The following is a 22,895-nucleotide window of genomic DNA, read 5'->3' on the forward strand; positions in this document are numbered from 1 at the left end:
CGTGCGCCCTTCGACCCAGATCAATGTCGAGCCTGCTAGATGCGGCTATTTTTCTTATTGGCATTTACGGATGGGGCCATGCGATGTTCAACTTTGGACGTTCCGGTCTGAGCCAGAAGCTCACGATCATGTCGGTGGTGTCCACCGGCAGCGCGCTGCTGCTGGTGTTCATCGCGTTCGCCGCCACCGCCGTGCTCAGCCACAGCGAGGACGCGCGCCAGCAACTGTCCTCGCTGGCGGGGGTTATCGGCAGCAACAGCCAGGCCGCGCTGCGGTACGCGGACCGCCAGCAGGCGGGGCAAACGCTGGCCACGCTGGCCGTCGAGGATGACATCCTGCAAGCCGCCTTGTACGACAGCGACGGCAAGCTGCTGGCCCGCTACGCCGCGCCGCGCCTGCGCGCTGGCCAGGCCGCGCCGGACGAGGTGAACGCGGCCGCCAGCGCCGCCGACGTGCTGGCCGAACCAAGCGGCCCGCCGTGGGCGCCGGCGCTGCGCGTCTACCGCGTGCTGCGCGAGGGCGACCAGATCGCCGGCGTGGTGATGCTGGAGCGTTCGCAACTGCGCATGTGGCTGGACATCCTGAAAAACCTCGGCGCCGCCATCGCTGCCGCCGCGCTGTCGTTCATGATGGCGCTGCTGACGGCGGCCCGTTTCAAGGGCAGCATCGCCGAGCCGGTCGGCCAGTTGATCGCTGCCGCCCAGCAAGTCAGCCGCGGCCAGGCGACGCCACGCATCGTCCACCAGCGCAACGACGAGCTTGGCGCGCTGATCAACAGCTTCAACGACATGCTGGCGCAGGTCGAGGGCCGCGACGCCGCGCTGGCGCAGTACCGCGATCAGCTGGAACGCCAGGTCAGCGTGCGCACCGAGCAGTTGGAAAAGGCCAAGAATGCCGCCGAGGCCGCCAGCCAGGCCAAGAGCGCGTTTCTCGCCACCATGAGCCACGAGATCCGCACGCCGATGAATGGCGTGCTGGGCATGACGGAATTGCTGCTGGCCACGCATCTGACCGAGCAGCAGCGGCACTACACCAGCATGGTCAAGCGCTCCGGCGAGCATCTGCTGGTGATCATCAACGACATTCTCGACTTTTCCAAAATCGAGGCCGGCAAGCTGACGGTGGAATACATCCAGTTCAATTTCCGCGACCTGCTGGACGATATCGATAATGTGTTCTCGCCCCAGGCCCAGGCCAAGGGCCTGACGCTGGAGCTGGACGTCGCCTACAACATTCCGCTCAGCATCTGCGGCGATCCCAACCGGCTGCGGCAGGTGATGTTCAATCTGCTTGGCAACGCCATCAAGTTCACCGACACCGGCCAGATCACGCTCAAGGTGGCCGTCACGCACGAGGATGCGCAGGCGGTCGGCCTGCGCTTCGAGGTGCACGACACCGGCATCGGCGTGTCGGCCGAGGCGCGCGCGCGTATCTTCGATTCCTTCTCGCAGGCCGATGGCTCGACCACGCGCAAGCACGGCGGCACCGGCCTCGGCCTGGCGATCTCCAAGCAACTGGTGGAGCTGATGGGGGGCGCGATTGGCGTCGACCATGCGCTAACTCAAGGTTCGATCTTCTGGTTTGCCGTACATTTCGACAAACGTCGTCTCGATATCGACGATCCATCCACCGCCACACAGGGAATCCGCGCTTTGATTGTCGATGAACATCCCGCCAGCCGCGCCGCGCTGGAGCGGCAGCTGGCTGCGTGGCGCATCAGCTGCGCCCACGCCGGCGCCACCGACGCCCTGCCCCAGCTGCGGCAGGCGGCGGCGCGCGGTCATGGCTACGATGTGGTGCTGCTCGACATGCAACAACCGCGCACCTCCGGCCTGGCGCTGGCCGCCGCCATCCGTGCCGACGGCGCGCTGGCGTCCGCGCCGCCGCGTCTGCTGTTGCTCAGTACGCAGCGCAATGCGGCCGATGGCGTGCAGCGGCGCGCGGCCGGCGTCGCCTTCCAGCTGATCAAGCCGCCGCGCGACGGCGATCTGTACGACGCCATCGTCACGCCGCTACGGGGGCGCGATGGCCGCAATCTCCACGATCTGCGCGAGGGCCACCATGCGCGCGCGAGCCACGATGCGCGCGAGGAACGCGATGGCCACGACTGCCGCGACCTCCGCGAGGGGGGCGACTGCCGCGATCTCCGCGAGGGCGGCGGCAGCCGTGACAACCGTGACGTTGGCGATGTCCGCCACGCCGCTGATCCACTCACCGCGGCGGTCGCGGTCGCGGCGGCAGCCACGCAGCGCCCATCCTCCGCACCGCGCCACGCGCCCGGCCTGGCTGCCGCGGTTGCGTCCGCCGCCCCGCCGGTCAGCGTACTGAGCGCCGGCACACGTCCGCGCAAGCGCCGCAAGGTGCTGCTGGCGGAAGACAACCCCGTCAACGTGGAAGTCGCCAGCGCGATGCTGGAGGGCTTGGGCCTGGACGTCAGCCGCGCCTGCAACGGCGAGGAAGCGCTGCAGTCGGTGCAGGCCGACGATTTCGACCTGATCCTGATGGACTGCCAGATGCCGGTGATGGACGGTTTCGCTGCCACCACCGAAATCCGCCGCCACGAGCAACAGCATGGCCGCGCGCGCAGCCTGCCCATCATCGCCATCACCGCCAACGCCCTGCAGGGCGACCGCGAATCCTGCCTGGCGGCCGGCATGGACGATTACCTGAGCAAACCGTTCACCCAGCAGGCGCTGGGCCAGACGCTGTCGCGCTGGATCAGCCTGCCGCGCGGCGCCACGACGGCGCCCGAGCCGCCGCTAGCGCCTGCGCCTGCGCCGGCTCCTGCGCCTGCGCTGCCGGCCGACGACATCATCAACCAGCAGGCGCTGGACAACATCCGCGCCCTCAGTCCCGCCAACGGCGACGCGCTGCTGGAACGCGTAGTGCACGCCTTCCTCAACGATACACCGGCCCATCTGCAAACGCTGCGCCAAGCCATCGCCGCCGGCGACGCCGGCCAAATGCGCAAATCCGCGCACAGCCTCAAATCCAGCGCCGCCAACGTCGGCGCCGACGCCCTCGCCCAGCGCAGCAAGGAACTGGAGCAACTGGGACGCAACGACACCACCGCCGGCGCCGCTGTCTTGCTGGCCGACATGGAACGATCTTTCCAGGCCGCGCGGCAGGCGTTGGGAGCAATGCTGGAAAAGGAAACGTAATCATGGCAACTTCCCCCAAGCGCGGCCTGGTACTGGTCGCCGACGACGATCCCACCATGCGGCTGCTGATGCTGGAAATGCTGGCCCAGGTCGGCCTCGACACCATCGAAGCCGAAGACGGCGTGAAAGCGCTGGCCTGCTACCAAAGCGTGTCGCCCGACCTGGTGTTGCTGGACGTCGACATGCCCGGCATGGACGGCTTCGCCGTGTGCCGCGCCATCCGCCAGCTGGAAACCCAGGCGGCCGTGCCCATCATCATGGTCACCGGCGGCGACGAGCTGGAATCGGTCACGCGCGCCTACGAGGCCGGCGCCACCGACTTCGTCTCCAAGCCGATCAACTGGCCCATCCTCGGCCACCGGGTGCTGTACGTGCTGCGCGCCAGCGACGCCATCAGCCGCCTGCGCATCGCCGACGCCCAGCACCGCGCCGTGCTGGCCGCCATCCCCGACACCTTCTTCCGCATGAACAAGGACGGCTACTACCTCGACTATGAACAGGGCCACGAGGCCAGCAACGTCTTCTCCACCGAGCGGTGCGTGGGACGCCATCTGAGCCAAGTGCTGCCGCCGGACATCGCCAACCACATGCTGGAGCAGGTGCGTACCGTGCTCGATACCCAGCACATCCACTCGCTCGACTACGAGCTGCCGCTGCCGGGTCCGGCGCCGCGCGTGCGCCAGGGCGAGCATCCGGCGCTGCAACCGGTGCGGCATTTCGAGGCGCGGCTGGTGGCCACCGGCCCGGACGAGGTGCTGGGCCTGGTGCGCGACATCAGCGAGCGCAAGCGCAGCGAGGAGCAGATCCGCCGGCTGGCATACTGCGATTCGCTGACCGGCATCCCCAACCGCCAGGCATTCCTGGAAACGCTGGAGGCCGAACTGGCGCGCTCACGCAAGGCCAACAAGAAATTTGCCGTGCTGTTCATGGACCTGGACGCCTTCAAGCGCATCAACGACACGCTGGGCCACGACGTCGGCGACCATCTGCTGCAAGCCGTCTCCGAACGGCTGCGCGAAACCACGCGGCCGGGCGACCTGGTGTCGCGCACCGAGGCCGGCACCAACCTGGCGCGGCTGGGCGGCGACGAGTTCACCATCCTGATTCCCGACCTGGAGCGGGTGGAAGACGCGCTCAACGTCGCCCACCGCGTCAAGGAAGCGATGCGCCGGCCATTCCTGCTGGATGCGCATGAAATCTTCGTCACCGCCAGCATCGGCATCTCGTTGTACCCGGAGGATGGCGAGGACTGCAACTCGCTGCTCAAGTATGCCGACACCGCCATGTACCACGCCAAGAACTGCGGCAAGAACAACGCCAAGCTGTACAGCTCCTCGCTGACGATGCAGATCATGAGCCACGTCAAGCTGGAAGTGGGCTTGCGCAAGGCCTTGCAGAACGACGAGCTGTACCTGCTGTACCAGCCGCAGATCGACGTCGCCAGCGCGCGCATCGTCGGCTTGGAGGCGCTGGTACGCTGGCGCCATCCGGAGCGCGGCGTGATCTCGCCGACCGAGTTCATTCCGCTGGCCGAGGAAACCGGGCTGATCGTGCCGATCGGCGACTGGGTGCTGCGCACCGCCTGCCGCCAGGCGACCGCGTGGCAGACGCCGGGCAAGCCGCCGGTGCGGGTGGCGGTCAACCTGTCGGCCAAGCAGTTCAAGGACGAGAATCTGATGCAGAGCGTGCTGTCGGCGCTGCACGAAACCGGCCTGCCGGCCGAGCTGCTGGAACTGGAGCTGACCGAGGGCACGCTGATGGACGACGCCCGCGCCACCATGGCCACGCTGGAGCAATTGCGCGGCATCGGCGTGTATTTATCGATCGACGATTTCGGCACCGGCTACTCGTCGATGAACTACCTCAAGCGCTTCGACGTGCGCGCGCTGAAGATCGACAAGAGCTTCATCAGCGGCCTGCCGCTGGACTCGGAAAACGCCGCCATCACGCATGCCATCATCGCCATGGCGCACGGGCTGAAACTGGCGGTGGTGGCCGAAGGCGTCGAGACCGACGCCCAGCTGGTGCTGCTGGAGCAATATGGCTGCGACATGGTGCAAGGCTACTACCTCGGCCATCCCTCCCCGCCCGACACCATCGACCGCATGCTTGCCAGCCAGGACGCGCTGGCGATGACATGATCCCCATCACCCAGCGCCTGGCGGCACATCCTCAAGCACCATACCGGCGCGCAATCCCGGTCACGCGTTAGAAAGAGTACATTTAACCGCGGAGAGGATCTTGTTCGGTTAATCAATCAAGCTAGCTTGCATCCTCCCATTGGGCAAATCAGAAGACGCCTTGTGAACGTGTTCGACGCCGGGCACATCGTCGGCATCGACTGCTACAGCGGGAAACCAACTTCGGATTAACCTTTACAGCGCGCCATCCCGCTTCAGCGCGGCGATGGCGTCGGCGCTGTAGCCGAGGGATTGCAGCACCTCGTCGTTGTGCTGGCCCAGCGTGGGGCCGAGCCATTGGGTGTGGCCGGGCGTGGCCGACAGCTTCGGCGAGATCGCCGGCAGCTGGACCGGCGTGCCGTCGGCGAACTGGTGCTGCTCGAACATCTCGCGCGCCAGGAACTGCGGGTCGGTCATCATGTCGCGCACCGAGTAGATCTTGCCGGCCGGGACGTCGGCCGCCTTCAGCACCGCCAGCGCGCTGTCGATGGTCTGGGTGTCGCACCAGGCCTGGATGGCGTCGTCGATCATCTGCGTGTGCCTGACGCGGCCATCATTGCGCTCCAGCTCGGGATTGCCGGCCAGCTCGATGCGGCCCATGGCCAACACCAGCCGCTTGAAGATGGCGTCGCCATTGCCGGCGATGACGATGTTCTCGCCATCGCCGGTGGTGTAAGTGTTGGACGGCACGATGCCCGGCAGCGAACCGCCGGTGCGCTCGCGCACCACGCCCGCATGGTCATACTCCGGCACCAGCGACTCCATCAGGTTGAACACGGATTCGTACAGCGCCACGTCCACCATCTGGCCCTCGCCTTTGCGCTTGCCGCCGGTGGCGTCGCGGTGACGCAAGGCCATCATGGCGCCGATCACGCCATGCAGCGCCGCCACCGAATCGCCAATCGACACGCCCACGCGCACCGGCGGCCGGTCCGGATGGCCGGACACATAGCGCAGCCCGCCCATCGACTCGCCGATGGCGCCAAAGCCCGGCAAATCCCGCATCGGCCCAGTCTGGCCGAAGCCGGACAGGCGCACCATGATGGTCGATGGATCGAGCGCCTTCAACTGCTCGTAACCGAGGTCCCACTTCTCCAGCACGCCGGGACGGTAGTTTTCGATGATGAGGTCCGCCTCCAGCGCCAGCTGGCGCGCGATGGCGCGGCCCTGGGCGTGCTTCATGTTCAGCGTCAGCGATTTCTTGTTGCGCGACTGCACCGACCACCACAGCGAGGTGCCATCCTTCAGCACCCGCCACTTGCGGATCGGATCGCCGCCGTCCGGCGACTCGACCTTGATCACCTCGGCGCCAAACTCGGCCAGCATGCGCGCACAAAAAGGGCCCGCGATCAGCGTGCCCAGTTCCAGCACCTTGATGCCGGCCAGCGGGCCGGCCGTGGTTGGTGCCGTCATGTCGCCCGCCGGTCCAGCATGGCGCGGGCGATGGTGCCCGCGTCCACGTATTCGAGTTCGCCGCCGACCGGCACGCCGCGCGCCAGCCGGCTGACCTTGAGGCCGCGCGCCTTCAGCATCTCGCTGATGTAGTGCGCGGTGGCCTCGCCCTCGTTGGTGAAATTGGTGGCCAGCACCACCTCGGTGACCAGCCCGTCGGCGGCGCGCGCCACCAGCTTTTCCAGGTGGATGTCTTTCGGACCGATGCCGTCCAGCGGCGACAGCCGGCCCATCAGCACGAAGTACAGGCCCTTGTAGGTCAGCGTCTGCTCGATCATCAGCTGATCGGCCGGCGTTTCGACCACGCACAGCAGGCGGCGGTCGCGCGTCTCGTCGCTGCAGGTGTCGCAGACTTCGTCTTCGGTGAAGGTATTGCACAGCGCGCAGTGGTGCACCGCGTGGACCGCCTGGTGCAGCGCGCGCGACAGCATGTCCGCGCCGTCGCGGTCATGCTGCAGCAGGTGGAACGCCATGCGCTGGGCCGACTTGGGGCCGACGCCGGGCAAGCGGCGCAGCGCCTCGGTCAGGAATTCCAGCGACTTGGACATGGTTCCTTAGAACGGCATCTTGAAGCCGGGTGGAAGGCCCAGGCCGGCAGGCAGGCCGGCGGTCACGCTGCCCATCTTTTCGGCGGCGGTGGCTTCGGCCTTGCGCACGGCGTCGTTGAAGGCGGCGGCTACCAGGTCTTCCAGCATGTCCTTGTCGTCGGCCAGCAGCGACGGGTCGATCGACACGCGCTTGACGTCGTTCTTGCAGCTCATGACGACCTTGACCAGGCCGGCGCCCGACTGGCCTTCCACGTCGATCAGCGCCAGCGATTCCTGGGCTTTTTTCATGTTGTCCTGCATGGCCTGGGCTTGTTTCATCAGGCCGGCGAGTTGGTTTTTCATCATGGTGGAGTTCTCCGTGTTGTAAGTTTAAAGAGGCGATCAGGCAGCCGCGGCGCCGGTTTGCGGCGGCACGATGGTGCCGGGCACAACCCAGGCGTCCAATTCGCGGATCAGACTGTTCACAAAGGGATCGTTGGCGACGGTTTCCTCGGCCGCGCGCTGGCAGGCCTCGCGGTAGGCTTGGGCCTCGGCGCTGGCGGTGTACCAGACGGCACCCAGTTCGCTGTCGACGCGCACCGGACGGCCGAAACGTTCGCTCAGGGCGGCGGTCAGTTTGTCGACATTGCCGGGGGTGCGCCAGGTTTCGATCGGCACGCGCAGCGTGAATACGGCGGCGTTGCCTTCGATGCCGCAGCGGACCATCTCGGCCTGCATGGCCAGTTGCTGGGCGGTGCCGCGCAGCGGCAGCGCGGCGGCCACGGCAGGCCAGTTGCCGTCCCAGTTGAGTTCAGGCACGGGCGTGATGACGTAGGCGTACGGCGCCTTGGCCGGGGCCGGCGCGGCGCGCGCGGGCATGGCGATGGCGTGCGGGTCGTCGGGCTGGCCGGCGTGGCCGGATGCCTGCGACGGCGCTGGCGCGTACGGGTGCGCCGATGGCGCGGCGACGGCGCTGTCGTCGGAAAACTCGGTGACCCAAGGCGGCAGGTCGTCGTCTTCGACGGCCTGCGCTGGCCTGGCTTGTGGCGCTGGCGCCAACTGCTGCGGCGCGGCCTGTGGCGGCGCGACGCGGACTGGCGCTTCCAGCACGGCGGCATCACCGTCGGTGGCGGGTGGCATGTCTTCCCACGGCGCCGGACGCGCCGGCGCGGCATTCATCTGCGCGCTGGTGGCCGACGCGGCGGGTGGCGTGTAGGCGGCCGCAGGCGCGCGCGACGCGGCCGAAGCTGGTACGCCTGGCGCATGCGCGGTGGCAGGCGCGCCACCCGGCGCTCCGCCGAAGCCGCCCGGGGCGGCCGCTGTCGATGCCGCCGCGGCAGCGGGCGCCGGTGCCGCTGGCGTGGCGGGTGCGGCGGCTGCTGGGGCGGCGCTTGCTGGTCGCGCGCCGCCGGGACGCGAGGCGGCGCGCGCGGCTTCCAGCGCGGCGTTGATGGCTGCGCGGGCGGTGCTGATCGGGGCAGACGGCGCCGGTGCCGGTGCGGCGGCTGGCGACGGTGCGCTCGGAGCAGCTGGTGCTGCCGCCGGCATGGCGGGCGCGGCTGCGACAGGGACGGCAGAGGCGCCGCCGTCGGCGGCTGGTGCGGCTGGTGCCGGTGCTGCTGGTCCGTCAGCGGACGGCATCGCGGCGCGTGATGGCGCGGCGCCGGCTGGCGCAGCGGACGGCATCGCGGCGCGTGACGGCGTGGCGCCGGCTGGCGCAGCGGCGGGCGATTGCGGTGCGGCGGGTGGATTGTCGTTGCGCGCCATCGCGGCCGCGCCGGCGACCACCGACGGCGGCACCACGCTGGCGTGGCTGGCCTGCACATTGGCAGCCGCGCGCGCCGGCGGCGCACCTGCTCCGGCCGCCGCGGCCGCGCGGGCCGAGGCCATCGCCGCCTGGCGCGACACCGCCGGCGCCGCCGCGGGTTGTCCCTCCGCCCCGCCTACGCCGGGACGAAAGGCCAGCATCCGTAACAAGGTCATCGAGAAACCGGCGTACTCATCCGGCGCCAGCCCCAGCTCATTGCGGCCATGCACAGCGATCTGATAATACAGCTGCACCTCTTCCGCATCGAACAAGCCGGCCAGACGCACAATATCCGCATACTCCGGCAAATCCTCCGGCAACGCCGCCGGCACCGTCTGCGCCAGCGCGATCCGGTGCAGCAAGGTGCCCAGATCCTGCAAGGCGCCGTTGTACGACAGGCTGCGCGTGGCCATCTCATCGGCCACGGCCAGCAGATCGGCGCCATCCTGCGCCGCCAGCGCGTCCAGCAGGCGGATCAGATACGACTGATCCAGCGCACCCAGCATGCCCTGCACCGCCTCCAGCGTCACCGCGCCGGCGGCGTAGGCGATGGCCTGGTCGGTCAGCGACAGCGCATCGCGCATCGAACCGTGGGCGCCGGTCGCCAGCAAGCGCAGCGCCGGATGTTCAAAGCTAATGCCCTCCTGCCCCAGAATATTTTCCAGGTGGCCGATGATGTGGCCCGGCGGCATCTGCTTCAGGTTGAACTGCAGGCAGCGCGACAGCACCGTCACCGGTATCTTTTGCGGATCGGTGGTCGCCAGAATGAATTTGACGTGCTCCGGCGGTTCCTCCAGCGTCTTCAGCATGGCGTTGAAGGCGTGGTTGGTCAGCATGTGCACCTCGTCGATCATATAGACCTTGAAGCGCGCATTGCTCGGCGCGTACACCGCCTGCTCCAGCAGTTGCGCCATCTCGTCCACGCCGCGGTTGGAGGCCGCGTCCATCTCGATGTAATCGACAAAGCGGCCGGCATCGATGGCCGTGCACGCCTCGCACACGCCGCACGGGGTGGCGGTGATGCCGCCCGTGCCGTCCGGCCCCACGCAGTTGAGCGACTTGGCCAGAATCCGCGACAAGGTCGTCTTGCCCACGCCGCGCGTGCCGGTGAACAGGTAAGCATGGTGCAGCCTGCCGCTGTGCAAGGCATGCGTCAGCGCGCGAACCACGTGCTCCTGGCCGACGAGCGTTTCAAAGTTCCGTGGACGGTATTTACGGGCGAGGACTTGATAGGACATGCTGGGATTTTACCGTAGATGGCGGAATGCCAAAGCAGCCATTGTAACAAGCCGGGCCCGGATTGAGTAGCAATGAAAAAAGCTCCCCAAGGGACGTGAAACCGTTAAGTTAGCGTTGGATTCGTCGAATGACGGGCTTAACTTGACAGCATCACCGCGAGGGGAGCTTTTTGTAGAATAAGGAGGCGAGCCTGATCTGCGGCACTTATGGTGAACGGCTGTGGCTGCTTCGTTCCCGACCTGACCAGGTTGACCATGCCACAATGCGCAGGGGCCCGCCAGATGTCATTATACCTTACAGCCCCAGTTCCTGCCAAATCTGATCCACCCGTGCCTTGACCTCGGGCGTCATGGTGATGGTGGTGCCCCACTCGCGGCTGGTTTCGCCCGGCCACTTGTTGGTGGCGTCGATGCCCATCTTGCTGCCGAGGCCACTCACCGGCGAGGCAAAGTCCAGGTAATCGATCGGCGTGTTATCGACCAGCGTGGTGTCGCGGGTCGGATCGACGCGGGTGGTGATCGCCCAGATCACCTCGTTCCAGTCGCGGATATTGACGTCCTCATCCACCACCACGATGAACTTGGTGTACATGAACTGGCGCAGGAAGCTCCACACGCCGAACATCACGCGCTTGGCGTGGCCGGCGTACTGCTTCTTGATCTGCACCACCGCCATGCGGTAGCTGCACCCCTCGGCCGGCAGGTGGAAGTCGGTGATCTCGCTGAACTGCTTCTGCAGCAGCGGAATGAACACCTCGTTCAGCGCCAGGCCCAGCACGGCCGGCTCATCCGGCGGTTTGCCGGTGTAGGTCGAATGATAAATCGGGTCGCGGCGCATGGTGATGCGGTCGATGGTAAACACCGGGAACCAGTCCTGTTCATTGTAGTAACCGGTGTGGTCGCCATACGGCCCCTCCAGTGCGTGCTCGTAGCCGGACGGGTGATTCTCGTCCGGATAAATATGCCCTTCCAGCACGATCTCGGCCGAGGCCGGCACGCGCAGCTCGCTGCCGATCGCCTTGACCAGCTCGGTGCGGCTGCCGCGCAGCAGGCCGGCGAACTGGTACTCGGACAGCGCGTCCGGCACCGGCGTCACCGCACCTAATATAGTAGCGGGATCGGCGCCCAGCGCCACGCACACCGGATACGGTTTGCCCTTGCTCTGGATGGCGTGCTCGCGGAAGTCCAGCGCGCCGCCGCGATGCGCCAGCCAGCGCATGATCACCTTGTTCGGGCCCAGCACCTGCTGGCGGTAGATGCCCAGATTCTGGCGCTTCTTATTAGGGCCCTTGGTAATCACCAGCCCCCAGGTAATCAAAGGCGCCACGTCGCCCGGCCAGCAGTGCTGGATGGGCAGCTTGCCCAGATCGACATCGGCGCCCTCCCAGACGATTTCCTGGCACGGCGCGCCGCGCAATTCCTTGGGCGCCATGTCCCACACGGCCTTGACCAGCGAGCCCAGGCCCATCAGGTCCTTGAAATCCTTGGGCGGCTCCGGCTCCTTGAGGCGCGACAACACATGGCCGATCTTGCGCAGCTCGCTGACGTCGCTGGCGCCCATGCCCAGCGCCACGCGGCGCGGCGTACCGAACAGATTACCCAGCACCGGCATGCTGTGGCCGGTCGGATGTTGGAACAGCAAGGCCGGTCCGCCGGCCCGCAAAGTGCGGTCGCAGACCTCGGTCATCTCTAAATGCGGCGAAACCGGCGTCAAAATGGGTTTAAGTTCGCCCATTCCTTGCAGCTGGGAAATAAAATCTCGGAGATCGGAATATTTCATGAGTTTTTAAGTTTTTCTTACATTGAAGCGCACTGTTTAAAAATACAGGTCAAGTGGTTGATTTTATTGGTTTTCCAGCGCACACATGGCAAAAAACTAGATTTAAAAGTTATAAAGATTGATTGTGTTAGTATTGACTCGGTATAAAACAGCTTCTAGAATCCACCCTACTTGAAGAGGACAGGTCTCAGGACCTCATGCGGACTACACAAAAGTTGTCGCTCATTCATTCACGGAGTCGGGGCTCCACATGACATTTTAAGGAGTGTTTTCAAAAGGCGTCTGCCTTCCTCCCCGAAAGTAGTTGTATTGCATTCTGGTTGACTCCTGCGGGAGAGATCAGCAACAAGCAAGCAATGATGGCGTTCTTCCGCGCACTTCCTACAGTGGCGACGAACGAGATATTTCTGATGCACGGCATTAGCACACCTGTTGAGCTGCGTTTGACGCTGGCAGGGACCCGCTTTTACGGACATTTCAGGGGAACTTTATGATTAATAGCAATACCGGTGCAACCTCGTTTGCCCGTTTGATGGCTCGCCAGCCAGCCGCGTGGTTGTCCACGACGCGCATTTCGGCAAAGGGCGTGTTGACCACCGCCCAGCACACGCTGACCGTAGTAGGTGTTACCGCTTTAGTTGTCATGGCAGTACTGTTTGTCCGTCCGGATCTGGCCAAAGCCCTGAGCGACAGCCTGAACCGTACGCCGGAGGTGGAAACCGTCGCCGTCACCGCGCCGCCACTGACGGCCCTGATGGACGCGCCAGCGGCCCCAGCGCCGGCCGCCGCCGCTCCGTTGAGCGCCGAGGAAAAAGCCCTGCTGGGCACGCAGAAGCAGCAGCAACTAGTGACCACCTGGCTGTCCAAGCGCTACCGCGTGGCCGGTGACGCCGCCAACATGCTGGTGTCCACCGCGTATCTGACCGCCCGCGAAATCAAACTCGACCCGCTGCTGATCCTGGCCGTGATGTCGATCGAATCCGGCCTGAATCCGTTCGCCGAGAGCCCGATGGGCGCGCAGGGCCTGATGCAGGTGATGTCCAAGGTGCACCACGAGAAGTTCCAGGACATGGGCGGCCTGCAGGCCGCGCTGAACCCGGTGGCCAACATCCGCGTCGGCGCGCTGATCCTGAAGGATTACGTGACCCGTGGTGGCTCGGTCGAAGCCGGTCTGAAGAGCTACGTCGGCGCGGCCGCGTTTGAAACCGATGAAGGTTATGGCGGCAAGGTGATGGGCGAGTACAATTTACTCAAGCAGGTCTCGGCTGGTAAAAAGGTGCCGCCGGTCACCCGCGTGATGGCCGCCGCGCCAGCCAAGCCAGCAGCACCAGTCGCTGCCGCTGAGAAATCGGTGAGCGGCACGCAGATTGCTGGGTTATAAGGGGTCAGCGCCAACAGAAGCCACCGACATCGGTGGCTTTTTTGCTTTTTAGCACCCCAAAACGAAAGGGTCAGACCCCGTACGGGGTCTGACCCTGGCCGCAGCGGTGTGCGGGGTCAAGGGGTGCCGTCAGCTTTTACTGCGGGCACCGGCTGACGATGATACGCCCGCTATCCCGGAATGGATCGCGCCCCCCACTGAAATTATTCGGCGCCGCCGTGTAGCAGACCGACCCGCCTCCCGGCAGGATGAACTTGGTGATACGGCTGCCATCCGGCCCGATGATTTCCACCTGACGCGCCCCGCCACCCCGGTACGCCTTGCCGATCGCGGCCGCCAGCGCCGTCTCATCATTCACCAGCTTGCGATCGCGCTGCGTGAACGACTCTTTCAACGCCGCCTTATCCGCAGCCGCCGCTGCCGCCAGCGCGCGCTGTTTTAAATCCATCTCCGGCTTGACCGGCAGGGCAAACGGATCGGGTGGCGGAGCCGTCTGCGTGATGGCTTGCGGCGGCTCGGCCACCGGCGGCGCCGTCATCGGCTGCGGCTGCGGTTGCGGCGCTTCCGACGGCGCCACCGGCACCACCCTGGCCGTCTGCCGCGCCGGCCGCTCCGCAGGCGGCGTCAACGGGCGCCGCAGCACCGGCGGCAGCGGCTTGGGCCGCACCGGCGCCAGGATATAGGTAATGGCCTCATGCGGCCTGACAGTCGCGGCAACGGGCCGCTGCGGGTGTTGCCAGCTCAAGAACGCCAGCACGTGCGCGCCGCCGATCACGGCCAGCCAGCCGCGCCGCCAGCGAAAAGAATGCGATTCGATGATACAACTCCGGAATGCCTGAAAATCAATTCTGTGCAGCAACCTCCGGCACGGTCAATCCAGAAATAAAAAAAACCACCACACGCTACCGTGGGTGGCTTTTAACGATACCTGCAACGCTTAGCGCTTCTTGTCGGCGGCAACCTCTTCCGGACGCAGCTGGGCGGCCAGCTTGTCCAGCACGCCGTTGACGTACTTGTGACCGTCGATACCGCCGAACGACTTGGTCAGCTCGACCGCCTCGTTGATCACGACGCGGTACGGAATTTCCAGATTGTTCTTCAGCTCGTAGGTGCCGATCAGCAGCACCGCGTGCTCGATCGGCGACAGCTCGGCCACACCGCGATCCACCAGCGGCGCAAACATCGCGCGCAGCTCGACCGACGAACCGATGGCGCCGTTCAGCAGCACGGTGAAGTGCTCGGCGTCGGCCTTGTCGAAGCCGTGCGCGCCACGGATGTGATTGACCACGGTGGAGGCGGACTCATTGTTCAGCAGCCACTGGTACAAACCCTGCAGCGCGAACTCGCGCGCGCGGTGACGCGGCGTGCGGTTCTTGCTCGGGTTGGCGTGGGTAGTCTTGTCGTTCATATGCTTACCTTCTTGTATTTACTCGTCGTCGCCGTGGTCCTGGTTCAGCTCTTCCAGGGCGATGGTCAGGTTGGCCATCTCGACCGCCACGCGGGCGGCGTCGGCGCCCTTGACGGCCATGCGCACTTCGGCCTGCTCGTCGTTCTCGGTGGTCAGGATGGCGTTGGCGATCGGGATGCCGTAGTCGAGGCCGATGCGGGTGATGCCCGCGCCCGACTCGTTGGACACCAGCTCGAAGTGGTAGGTTTCGCCACGGATGACGGCGCCCAGCGCGATCAGCGCGTCGAACTGCTGCGACTCGGCCATCTTCTGCAGCACCAGCGGCACTTCCAGCGCGCCCGGCACGGTCACGTGCAGGATGTCCTCGTCCGCCACGCCCAGGTGCTTCAGCTCGGCCAGGCAAGCGGACAGCAGGCCGTGGCAGATGTCTTCGTTAAAACGGGCTTGGACCACGCCGATGCGCAGGTCTTCGCCGTTCAGATTGGTTTCGTAGCTTCCTACGGTCATGATGGCCTCTTGTATGTTGGTTGATTATTCAGGTTTGGCGGCGTAGCCGGTCACTTCCAGATTGAAGCCGGTCATCGACGGCATCTTGCGCGGGCTGGCCAGCAGCTTCATCTTGCAGACGCCGACTTCGCGCAGGATCTGCGCGCCGATGCCGTAGCTGCGCAGGTCCATGCTGGCGGCGCGGCCCTTCGGCTTGACCTCGACCGGATTGCACAGCGCCTCGAACTGGTGGAAGAACTGCTCGGCGGTTTCCTCGCAGTTGAGCAGAACGATCACGCCGCTGTCGGCGGCCTGGATGGCGGCCATCGACGACGACAGGTTCCACGAGTGGGTGGTGGCTTCCGATTCCAGCACGTCCAGGATGGACACCGGCTGGTGCACGCGCACCAGGGTTTCCTTGCCCTTCTGGATTTCGCCGTGCACCAGCGCCAGGTGGGCTGAGCCGCTCGGCTTGTCGCGGTAGGCGATCATGCGGAAGTCGCCGTGGGCGGTCTTCAGCGTGCGCTCGCCGGCTTTTTCCACCAGCGACTCGTGGCGGCTGCGGTAGTGGATCAGGTCGGCGATGGTGCCGATCTTCAGATTGTGTTCCTTGGCGAATTCCAGCAGGTCCGGCAGGCGCGCCATGGTGCCGTCGTCCTTCATGATTTCGCAGATCACCGAGGCGGGCGTGAGGCCGGCCATGGCGGTCAGGTCGCAGCCGGCTTCGGTATGGCCAGCGCGCATCAGCACGCCGCCCTTCTGCGCCTTCAGCGGGAAGATGTGGCCCGGCTGGACAATGTCGGCCGGCTTGGCATCCTTGGCCACCGCCACCTGGATGGTCTTGGCGCGGTCGGCCGCCGAGATGCCGGTGGTCACGCCTTCCGCCGCCTCGATCGAGACGGTGAAGTTGGTGCCGTAGGCGGTGCCGTTCTTGGCCGACATCATCGACAGTTCAAGCTGGTTGCAACGTTCCTCGGTCAGCGTCAGGCACACCAGGCCGCGCGCGTACTTGACCATGAAATTGATGGCTTCCGGCGTGACGAAGTCCGCCGCGAGCACCAGGTCACCTTCGTTTTCCCGGTCTTCCTCATCGACCAGGATCACCATGCGGCCAGCGCGCAATTCGGCGACGATTTCTTCGGTGCTGGAAATTGACATTTTTAATCCTTCAAGACTGTGCATGAGTATTTCTTAACCCGCTATTTTAAAGGATTTACGCCCACCCTACCGTAAAAGCCTGCTTTTCTCGCCCAATCTTGCAAATTTTCTATCGATTCAGATAAGATTGCTGCAGGCAATGCCATGAATCCATTTGCCGGGCCCTTGCGTATAAGCAAGATACAAACAAACACGCAAGTCAGGTTATGAAATTCACCATGCTCATTCGTGTCGTACCGCTCTGTCTGGCCACATTGCTGGCCGGGTGGGCGCAGGCGCAGCCGCAGGACACCCGATTGATCGGGCAGGGCCAGCGCCTGTGGCAGCAGCGCTGCACCGAATGCCATACGCTGGATGTCGACGACACCGGCCCGCATCATCGCGGCGTGTTCGGGCGCCGCGCTGGCAGCGTCAAGGGCTATGATTATTCGCGCGCGCTGCGCAAGGCCAATCTGGTGTGGGACGAAACCTCGCTCGACCGCTGGCTGACCGATCCGGAAAAATTCCTGCCCGGGCAGAACATGGATTACCGCGTGCGCAGCAAGGCCGAGCGCGCGGCGCTGATCGCCTATCTCAAAAGCCTGTCACCGGCACCCGCGTCAGATCCGCAGACAGCGCCACCGGCCCCGCATACGCCTGGCGGATCGACGCCAGCACCGCGTCCTGCTGCTGCTCCACCAAGGGGCTGATGTGCGTGAGCAGCACGCGGCCCGCGTGCGCCTGCGCGGCCAGCTTGCCGATGGCGGCCGGCGGCGTGTGCAGCTCGTACAGTTGCGGCGCCGAGCCGGGCGGGTCGAGCACCACGCTGTTGAACACCAGCAGGTCCGTGCCTTGCGCGAGTTGCGCCAGCGCCGGCAAGCCGTGGGCGTCGATGTCGCCGGAGAAGGTGATGCTGTGGCCCTTGTAATCGACGCGGTAGATCACGGCCGGCGCGTCGCGGTGGTGGCCGGGGATGGCGGTGATGGTGAGGCCGTCCTCGGTCAGCAGCACTTGCGGTTTGATCGGGCGGGCGGGGATGTCGCGCGCGCTGTAGTGTAGCGGCGCGGAGAAGTCTTTCAGGTAGGCGTATGCGCCCTTGGGGCCGAAGTTGAGGTCGACAAAGCGCCTGGTGGACGGGAACTGCCCCGCCCCGCCGGGGCCGAAGATGCGCGCGTCCAATGGGCGGCCGGTGGAGACGGCGCGGCCCAGCAGAATGCCGGGCAATTCGCCGGCGTGATCGATATGCAGGTGGGTCAGCAGCACGATGTCCATCGCCTGCATGTGCAGCCTGGCCTCGCCGGCGCGGGCAAAGCTGCCGGGGCCGGCATCGACGAGGATGCGCGGCTGACCATCCAGCAGCACCACGAAGCTGGAACTGGCGCGGCCGACGGCGCCGGGGCCGCCCGAGCCAAGCACCAGCAATTCCAGCGCGGGCGCGGATGCGGCCGAGGGCGCCGCCTGCGCCGTCGTGGGCGCGGATGCCACCGCGGGCGGTGGCGCCGGCGTGGACTCGCCCGGCGCGGGCACTTGTGCTTGCGCCATGCCGCACGCCAGCATCAGCACGGCGGCGGCAAGGCGGCGCATCATTTGGTCGCGGCGCCGACCGCGACCATGCGCTCGACGTAACGGGCAATCAGGTCGATTTCCAGGTTGACCTTGGCGCCCACCGTCAGATGCTTCAACGTGGTCACCGCAATCGTGTGCGGAATCAGGTTGATCGAGAACTGGCACACCAGATCCTTGCCGGTGCCGATGTCGGTCACGCGATTGACAGTCAGCGACACGCCGTTGACCACGATCGAGCCCTTGTAGGCCAAAAACTTGGCCAACTCGTGCGGCGCTTCCACCACCAGCTCCCACGATTCGCCCACCGGCTCGAACTTGCGCACCACGCCCAGCCCATCAACGTGGCCGGACACCAGATGGCCGCCCAGGCGCTCATTCAGCGTCAGCGCCTTTTCCAGGTTGACTTCGGTTAGCGTATCGAGACCGACAGTCTTGTTCAGACTCTCGCGCGAGACATCGACGCGGAAGTTGGTGGCATCCTTTTCGATGACGGTCATGCAGGCGCCGTTGATAGCGATCGAGTCGCCCAGGTTGACATCGGCCAGCGGCAAGCCGCCGGCGTTGATGTCCAGGCGCACACCCGCGAAAGAGCCGCCTTCCAGCGGCTTGACCGATTCAATTTTGCCGACAGCAGCGACGATACCAGTAAACATAATTTTTCCTAATGAGTAAAGCGGGCCAGGAGTCGCAGATCGTCGCCGATCTGCTTCACCTCGTGAAATTTCAACACCTTTTTGTCGCGCAGGTCGGTCAGCGCCGGCAGCGCGAACATGCCTTGCGCGTCGCCGATCAGCGCTGGCGCCAGATACACCAGCAACTCGTCCACGCAGCCCTCGCGGATCAGCGAGCCGTTCAGCTTGCCCCCGGCCTCGACGTGCAGCTCGTTGATCTGACGGCGGCCAAGCTCGCGCATCAGCGCCGGCAGATCGACCTTGCCAGCGGCGTTGGGCAGCATGATGACCTCGTGACCGGCGGCGGCCAGCGCGGCCTCCTTCTGCGGATTGCCGACGGCGGCCACGATCCACGTGCCGCCTCCCTCCAATATCTTGGCGGACAGTTCAATATCAAGCTTGCTGTCGACCACGATACGGCGCGGCTGGCGCGGCGTCTCGACCGCGCGCACATTCAACTGCGGATTGTCCGCCTTGACGGTGCCGATGCCGGTCAGAATGGCGCAAGCGCGGGCGCGCCAGTGATGGCCGTCGGCGCGCGCCTCCGGCCCGGTGATCCACTGGCTGACGCCGTTGTGCAGCGCCGTCATGCCGTCCAGGCTGGCGGCGGTTTTCATGCGCACCCACGGCAGGCCACGCGTCATGCGCGAGAAAAAGCCGATGTTCAGCTCATACGCCTGGTCGGCCAGCAGGCCAACGCTGGTGTCGATGCCGTTGGCGGCCAGCTTGGCCAGGCCCTGCCCGGCCACCAGCGGATTCGGATCCTCCATCGCCGCCACCACGCGGCCCAGGCCGGCGCGCACCAGCGCGTCCGAGCAGGGCGGCGTGCGGCCATGGTGGTTGCACGGCTCCAGCGTGACGTAGGCGGTGGCGCCGCGCACGTCGTGGCCGCGCGCCTGCGCATCCTTCAGCGCCTGGATTTCTGCATGGTCACTGCCGGCCTTTTGCGTGACGCCGGCGCCGATCACGACACCGTCGCGCACGATCACGCAGCCGATGTGCGGGTTCGGCGCGGTCGTGTACAGGCCCTTGGCGGCCCATTCCAGCGCCAGCGTCATGCCTTCGAGATCGTTACGGATGTTCACATTATTCCTGCCAAATTGGACGTTGCGCCATTATAAAGGCTAGTTCATCCGTCGGCAGCGGAGCAATTGGCCGAGCCGCCAGCGGGGTCGCACACGCGCGCCCGGCCCAGCATGTTGATCTTGATGTGGCGCGCCTGTTGGCTATAGGTCATCGACAGCGTTCCCCAGCGCGCGGCCAGGCTGTTGCCAGCGGCGCAACTGCGGCCGGCGGCGTTGTAGGCCAGATAGGTTGGGTTGTTGCCGGACGTGAACCGGGCCGTGACGCTGATGCCGGCGCGCAGCCGGTCATGGCGGTAGAACACGCGCTCGCTGGCGTCCGCGCGCCGGTTGTCGTTGGTGTCGAGAAAAACGGCCCAGCCGCTTTGCCAGTCGTCCGCCAGCGGCGCCAGCAGCACCTTGTCGCCGCGCGCCATCGCTTGTGTGCGGGTTAGCTCGATGGCGGCCAGCAGGTCATTGGTGGCCGACTGCAGCCGCAGACGTTGCAGCGTCTGCTGAAACGAGGGCACCGCCGCGCCCATCAGCACACCGGCGATGACCAGGATGATCAGCAACTCCACCAGCGTGACGCCGTCGCGCTTCATGGCCAGCACCCGGTTGCCGGGCCGCTGGCCAGGCGCAGGCCGGTGCTGGTCAACGTCAGCACGCCGCAGTCGGGATCGCGGAAGCTGGCATCGACTTGCGCGGTGCCGGGCGTGGCGACAATCTGTACGCATTCGACGATGAGCTCGCCGTCGCAGGCCTTACCTTCGACCTGGTAGGCGCTGCTTTGCGGGCTGGCGCCGCTCCACCATGGGAAATGCCGCGCCTCCGGCGCCGTGCTGGCGGCGGAAAAGGCCACGTAGGTATTGTGCTGCGTATGAAAGCGTTCCTGTTGCAGCATCAGCTTGAGCAGGGCCGACTGCGCCTCACCGCGCCGCGTGCGGATGATGTGCTGCTGATACACCGGCATGGCCTGCGCCGCCAGCACGGCCAGGATCACCAGCGCCACCAGCAGCTCGACCAGGCTGAAGCCGGCGCGGTTCATTTTGCGGCCTCGTGCAGTTCGCGCCAGTTGACGATTTCGCGCCAGCTGAGGCGTCCGCTGCGGCGCGTGGCTTTGATGCTGCCAATGGCGGCCACCTGCCCGGCGCCGTTCACGCGCACGATGGCGATGTCGCGCGTTTGCTGCTGGCGGCCGGTGGACTCGCGCGGGCCATGCGTGACGGACTGCGGCAGCAACCATGGCGCGGGCGCGAAGTCGGGCAGCATGACGTCGTTGCCGGGCAGGATGGCGGTGAAGCGGCCGTCGTCGGGCAGGCCGCTGAGCGGATTCAGCACAAGGCTGCGGCTGCGCGTGGCGCTACACAGATCCGCGCCGGGGAGCACGGTGTTGAATAGCAGCGCGCCGTCGGACAGCGCGCCGGCGTGGAGGCTGCGTTCGCCGGGCTGCATGAAGTCGAGATACCAGCCTTTGCTGTGCGCGTCCATCGGCGGGCCGCTGCCGTCGAGAAAGCGCTGGGTCAGCTGCTGGCGGCCGGGGATGACTTCTTGCGGCGTTTGCAGGCTGTCGATGATGCCGTAGTAGGACTGGGTGACCGGCGAGGCACTGCGGTCGGTTTTTTCGATCAGCTTGCCGGTGCCGAACAGGACCATGTAGCCGCGCACTTTGGCATAGGCCAGCAGCGGTTGCTCGGCGATCGGCTGGCGGTGGCCGTGCGCGTCGCGTGCGACGAACAGTGGTTTGCTTATGGCGTCCGGCCACGGTGCGTTGCCGCTGAAATCGAAGCGCCACAGCTGGCCTTGCAGGTCGCCGGCGTAGGTGTATAGCAAGGCGCCGTCGCTGCCTTTCAACAGCACGGGAGCGCTGAGCGCGTTGATGAGGGTGGCCTCGGCGGCGGATGTGGTGATGCGGTAGTAGTTGGTATTGAGTTGCCAACCGGCGTTGCGCGGTTTATCGACGGCCAGCAGGAATAAGGCGCCCTTGCCGTCGCTGTCACTGTTGATGCCGCTGGCGACCACGGCGAAGTGGCGTAGCGCGCCGGCCTGCTCGCGCACCTGGACGATCTGCGGCGTGGTGGTGACGTTGCCCATAATGGGGTCGTCGCGGCTGGTGAATTCCCATAGTACGCCGAGTCCGTCGGCGAAGCGTCTCGGATCGGTCACGTCCAGCGCGAACACGCCGCGCGCGCCGCCGCCCATGGCGGAGATCAGGGCGGTTTTTTGCTGTCCGCTTATGATTGTCTGGCCGATGCTGGCGGGGCCGTCCACGTAAGCGCGGTGGATGTAGGTCGGGCTGGTCAGGTGGTGCAGGTGGGCGATCAGCGCATCTGGTACGTAGGCGAAGAGTTCGATGCCGGTGGCGGCGTCGAAGGCGTGCAGCATGCCATCGTTGGCGCCCAGGAAAACGGCATCGCGGTGATCGACGGCGCCGAGGTAGACGGCGGTGCTGTGGACCGCGTCGCCGAGGATGCTGCCGCGTGGGCGGAAGGGTTTGCCCTCCAGTGCGCGGTCACCACGCAGGTAGGCCAGGCGTTGTTCGCCGGCGTTGTCGTTCTGGTTGAGCAGGGCTTGCTGTTCGGCGGAGAGCGTCTGCCAGGTGAATGGCACCATGGCCAGTGCGCCGCTCGGCTGTACGATGGCGGTGTAGATGTTGCGCTGTTCCGGTGGCGGCGTGGGCGGCTTGCCAGCGCCGCCGGTGAGGATGGCGCCGGCGTCCCAGGCCAGCACCGACGCCCCGCCGCCCGCCGCGCCCGCCGGCACCAGATAGCGGGAGAAATGACCGCTCCAGTCGCCGAGTTCCATTGTGGCCTGGTAGAGCTCGCCAGCGCTGGTGGGAATCGGCGCCGGTGCAGCCTGCGATGGCGCGGATGACGCAGGTCGCAGCAGCGCGGGGCCGCTCGCCGTCCCCGCCAGCGTCTTGCCTGGCTGGCAGGCTGCGGCGGCCGGCAAGCTGTCGATCTCCACCGGCACCGCCGCGTGCGCGGGCGCGCCGACGCATTTCGTCAAGACAAGCGCCAAGGCCGTCCACCAGTACCGG

At 66.0% G+C, this 22,895-nt stretch carries 19 protein-coding genes and 1 other RNA gene; 4 read left to right on the top strand and 16 right to left on the bottom strand.

What is annotated here, in order from left to right:
- Window positions 1–83: 83 nt before the first annotated feature.
- On the top strand, window positions 84–3,161 hold the full coding sequence (locus FHW58_RS27495) for a response regulator (protein WP_229265132.1): 3,078 nt from the start codon (window positions 84–86) through the stop codon (window positions 3,159–3,161).
- Window positions 3,162–3,163: 2 nt separating this feature from the next.
- Complete coding sequence (locus FHW58_RS11515) at window positions 3,164–5,302, top strand: bifunctional diguanylate cyclase/phosphodiesterase (RefSeq protein WP_179673119.1); 2,139 nt, start codon at window positions 3,164–3,166, stop codon at window positions 5,300–5,302.
- Between the two features lie 234 nt (window positions 5,303–5,536).
- Here FHW58_RS11515 and FHW58_RS11520 read toward each other — a convergent pair whose 3' ends face one another.
- The 6 genes from FHW58_RS11520 to ubiD form a co-directional block, all read right to left on the bottom strand.
- Window positions 5,537–6,754, bottom strand: coding sequence for a CaiB/BaiF CoA-transferase family protein (locus FHW58_RS11520; protein ID WP_179673120.1), 1,218 nt, complete (start codon window positions 6,752–6,754; stop codon window positions 5,537–5,539).
- Entirely contained in the window at window positions 6,751–7,341 is a 591-nt protein-coding gene (recR, locus tag FHW58_RS11525) for a recombination mediator RecR (RefSeq protein ID WP_179673121.1), read from the bottom strand. The genes FHW58_RS11520 and recR overlap by 4 nt, the downstream gene beginning before the upstream one ends.
- A 6-nt stretch (window positions 7,342–7,347) precedes the next feature.
- On the bottom strand, window positions 7,348–7,686 hold the full coding sequence (locus FHW58_RS11530; protein WP_179673122.1) for a YbaB/EbfC family nucleoid-associated protein: 339 nt from the start codon (window positions 7,684–7,686) through the stop codon (window positions 7,348–7,350).
- 36 nt (window positions 7,687–7,722) lie between these two features.
- Window positions 7,723–10,365 carry a DNA polymerase III subunit gamma/tau gene (dnaX, locus tag FHW58_RS11535; RefSeq protein WP_179673123.1) on the bottom strand — a complete coding sequence of 881 codons (2,643 nt, stop codon included), beginning with the start codon at window positions 10,363–10,365 and terminating at the stop codon, window positions 7,723–7,725.
- A gap of 181 nt (window positions 10,366–10,546) precedes the next feature.
- An RNA gene (gene ffs, locus FHW58_RS11540) (signal recognition particle sRNA small type) lies at window positions 10,547–10,645 on the bottom strand.
- 15 nt (window positions 10,646–10,660) lie between these two features.
- A complete protein-coding gene (gene ubiD / locus FHW58_RS11545) occupies window positions 10,661–12,145 on the bottom strand; it encodes a 4-hydroxy-3-polyprenylbenzoate decarboxylase (protein WP_179673124.1) in 1,485 nt (494 codons plus the stop codon).
- 532 nt (window positions 12,146–12,677) lie between these two features.
- Between ubiD and FHW58_RS11550 the strand changes: the two genes are divergently transcribed.
- Complete coding sequence (locus tag FHW58_RS11550; RefSeq protein WP_229265259.1) at window positions 12,678–13,526, top strand: lytic transglycosylase domain-containing protein; 849 nt, start codon at window positions 12,678–12,680, stop codon at window positions 13,524–13,526.
- Window positions 13,527–13,662: 136 nt separating this feature from the next.
- On the opposite strand, the gene FHW58_RS11555 is transcribed toward FHW58_RS11550, so the two are convergent.
- From FHW58_RS11555 to ribBA, 4 genes are all read right to left on the bottom strand, one after another.
- Window positions 13,663–14,385: a hypothetical protein gene (locus FHW58_RS11555; RefSeq protein WP_229265133.1), complete on the bottom strand. Its 723-nt coding sequence runs from the start codon at window positions 14,383–14,385 to the stop codon at window positions 13,663–13,665.
- 78 nt (window positions 14,386–14,463) lie between these two features.
- Window positions 14,464–14,934 (bottom strand): transcription antitermination factor NusB, encoded by a 471-nt coding sequence (gene nusB / locus FHW58_RS11560; protein WP_179673126.1) that lies wholly within the window; start codon window positions 14,932–14,934, stop codon window positions 14,464–14,466.
- A gap of 18 nt (window positions 14,935–14,952) precedes the next feature.
- Complete coding sequence (ribH, locus tag FHW58_RS11565; protein WP_179673127.1) at window positions 14,953–15,441, bottom strand: 6,7-dimethyl-8-ribityllumazine synthase; 489 nt, start codon at window positions 15,439–15,441, stop codon at window positions 14,953–14,955.
- A gap of 24 nt (window positions 15,442–15,465) precedes the next feature.
- The gene (gene ribBA / locus FHW58_RS11570) at window positions 15,466–16,578 is read right to left on the bottom strand and encodes a bifunctional 3,4-dihydroxy-2-butanone-4-phosphate synthase/GTP cyclohydrolase II (protein ID WP_179673128.1); all 1,113 of its coding nucleotides are present in this window, start codon (window positions 16,576–16,578) and stop codon (window positions 15,466–15,468) included.
- A gap of 218 nt (window positions 16,579–16,796) precedes the next feature.
- Between ribBA and FHW58_RS11575 the strand changes: the two genes are divergently transcribed.
- Window positions 16,797–17,267: a cytochrome c family protein gene (locus tag FHW58_RS11575; RefSeq protein ID WP_179673129.1), complete on the top strand. Its 471-nt coding sequence runs from the start codon at window positions 16,797–16,799 to the stop codon at window positions 17,265–17,267.
- Here the strand turns inward: FHW58_RS11575 and FHW58_RS11580 are convergent.
- From FHW58_RS11580 to FHW58_RS11605, 6 genes are all read right to left on the bottom strand, one after another.
- Entirely contained in the window at window positions 17,152–18,144 is a 993-nt protein-coding gene (locus FHW58_RS11580; protein WP_229265134.1) for an MBL fold metallo-hydrolase, read from the bottom strand. The genes FHW58_RS11575 and FHW58_RS11580 overlap by 116 nt on opposite strands.
- Complete coding sequence (locus tag FHW58_RS11585; RefSeq protein ID WP_179673130.1) at window positions 18,141–18,776, bottom strand: riboflavin synthase; 636 nt, start codon at window positions 18,774–18,776, stop codon at window positions 18,141–18,143. Before FHW58_RS11585 ends, FHW58_RS11580 begins: the two co-directional genes overlap by 4 nt.
- Window positions 18,777–18,784: 8 nt before the next feature.
- A complete protein-coding gene (gene ribD / locus FHW58_RS11590) occupies window positions 18,785–19,852 on the bottom strand; it encodes a bifunctional diaminohydroxyphosphoribosylaminopyrimidine deaminase/5-amino-6-(5-phosphoribosylamino)uracil reductase RibD (protein WP_179673395.1) in 1,068 nt (355 codons plus the stop codon).
- Window positions 19,853–19,923: 71 nt separating this feature from the next.
- Window positions 19,924–20,460: a GspH/FimT family pseudopilin gene (locus tag FHW58_RS11595; RefSeq protein ID WP_179673131.1), complete on the bottom strand. Its 537-nt coding sequence runs from the start codon at window positions 20,458–20,460 to the stop codon at window positions 19,924–19,926.
- Entirely contained in the window at window positions 20,457–20,903 is a 447-nt protein-coding gene (locus FHW58_RS11600) for a type IV pilin protein (protein ID WP_179673132.1), read from the bottom strand. The genes FHW58_RS11595 and FHW58_RS11600 overlap by 4 nt, the downstream gene beginning before the upstream one ends.
- The gene (locus FHW58_RS11605) at window positions 20,900–22,864 is read right to left on the bottom strand and encodes a pilus assembly protein (RefSeq protein ID WP_229265135.1); all 1,965 of its coding nucleotides are present in this window, start codon (window positions 22,862–22,864) and stop codon (window positions 20,900–20,902) included. The genes FHW58_RS11600 and FHW58_RS11605 overlap by 4 nt, the downstream gene beginning before the upstream one ends.
- Window positions 22,865–22,895: the final 31 nt, after the last annotated feature.

The organism is Duganella sp. 1224 (assembly GCF_013408245.1).
Taxonomy (GTDB): domain Bacteria; phylum Pseudomonadota; class Gammaproteobacteria; order Burkholderiales; family Burkholderiaceae_D; genus Rugamonas.

Bases quoted from the DNA above. Each gene is read 5' to 3' on its own strand.
- FHW58_RS27495 (WP_229265132.1), top strand. From the start codon at position 84: ATGTTCAACTTTGGACGTTCCGGTCTGAGCCAGAAGCTCACGATCATG.
- FHW58_RS11515 (WP_179673119.1), top strand. From the start codon at position 3,164: ATGGCAACTTCCCCCAAGCGCGGCCTGGTACTGGTCGCCGACGACGAT.
- FHW58_RS11520 (WP_179673120.1), bottom strand. From the start codon at position 6,754: ATGACGGCACCAACCACGGCCGGCCCGCTGGCCGGCATCAAGGTGCTG.
- recR (WP_179673121.1), bottom strand. From the start codon at position 7,341: ATGTCCAAGTCGCTGGAATTCCTGACCGAGGCGCTGCGCCGCTTGCCC.
- FHW58_RS11530 (WP_179673122.1), bottom strand. From the start codon at position 7,686: ATGATGAAAAACCAACTCGCCGGCCTGATGAAACAAGCCCAGGCCATG.
- dnaX (WP_179673123.1), bottom strand. From the start codon at position 10,365: ATGTCCTATCAAGTCCTCGCCCGTAAATACCGTCCACGGAACTTTGAA.
- ubiD (WP_179673124.1), bottom strand. From the start codon at position 12,145: ATGAAATATTCCGATCTCCGAGATTTTATTTCCCAGCTGCAAGGAATG.
- FHW58_RS11550 (WP_229265259.1), top strand. From the start codon at position 12,678: ATGGCTCGCCAGCCAGCCGCGTGGTTGTCCACGACGCGCATTTCGGCA.
- nusB (WP_179673126.1), bottom strand. From the start codon at position 14,934: ATGAACGACAAGACTACCCACGCCAACCCGAGCAAGAACCGCACGCCG.
- ribH (WP_179673127.1), bottom strand. From the start codon at position 15,441: ATGACCGTAGGAAGCTACGAAACCAATCTGAACGGCGAAGACCTGCGC.
- ribBA (WP_179673128.1), bottom strand. From the start codon at position 16,578: ATGTCAATTTCCAGCACCGAAGAAATCGTCGCCGAATTGCGCGCTGGC.
- FHW58_RS11575 (WP_179673129.1), top strand. From the start codon at position 16,797: ATGCTCATTCGTGTCGTACCGCTCTGTCTGGCCACATTGCTGGCCGGG.
- FHW58_RS11580 (WP_229265134.1), bottom strand. From the start codon at position 18,144: ATGATGCGCCGCCTTGCCGCCGCCGTGCTGATGCTGGCGTGCGGCATG.
- FHW58_RS11585 (WP_179673130.1), bottom strand. From the start codon at position 18,776: ATGTTTACTGGTATCGTCGCTGCTGTCGGCAAAATTGAATCGGTCAAG.
- ribD (WP_179673395.1), bottom strand. From the start codon at position 19,852: ATGACGCTGGCGCTGGAATGGGCCGCCAAGGGCCTGTACACGACCGCG.
- FHW58_RS11595 (WP_179673131.1), bottom strand. From the start codon at position 20,460: ATGAAGCGCGACGGCGTCACGCTGGTGGAGTTGCTGATCATCCTGGTC.
- FHW58_RS11600 (WP_179673132.1), bottom strand. From the start codon at position 20,903: ATGAACCGCGCCGGCTTCAGCCTGGTCGAGCTGCTGGTGGCGCTGGTG.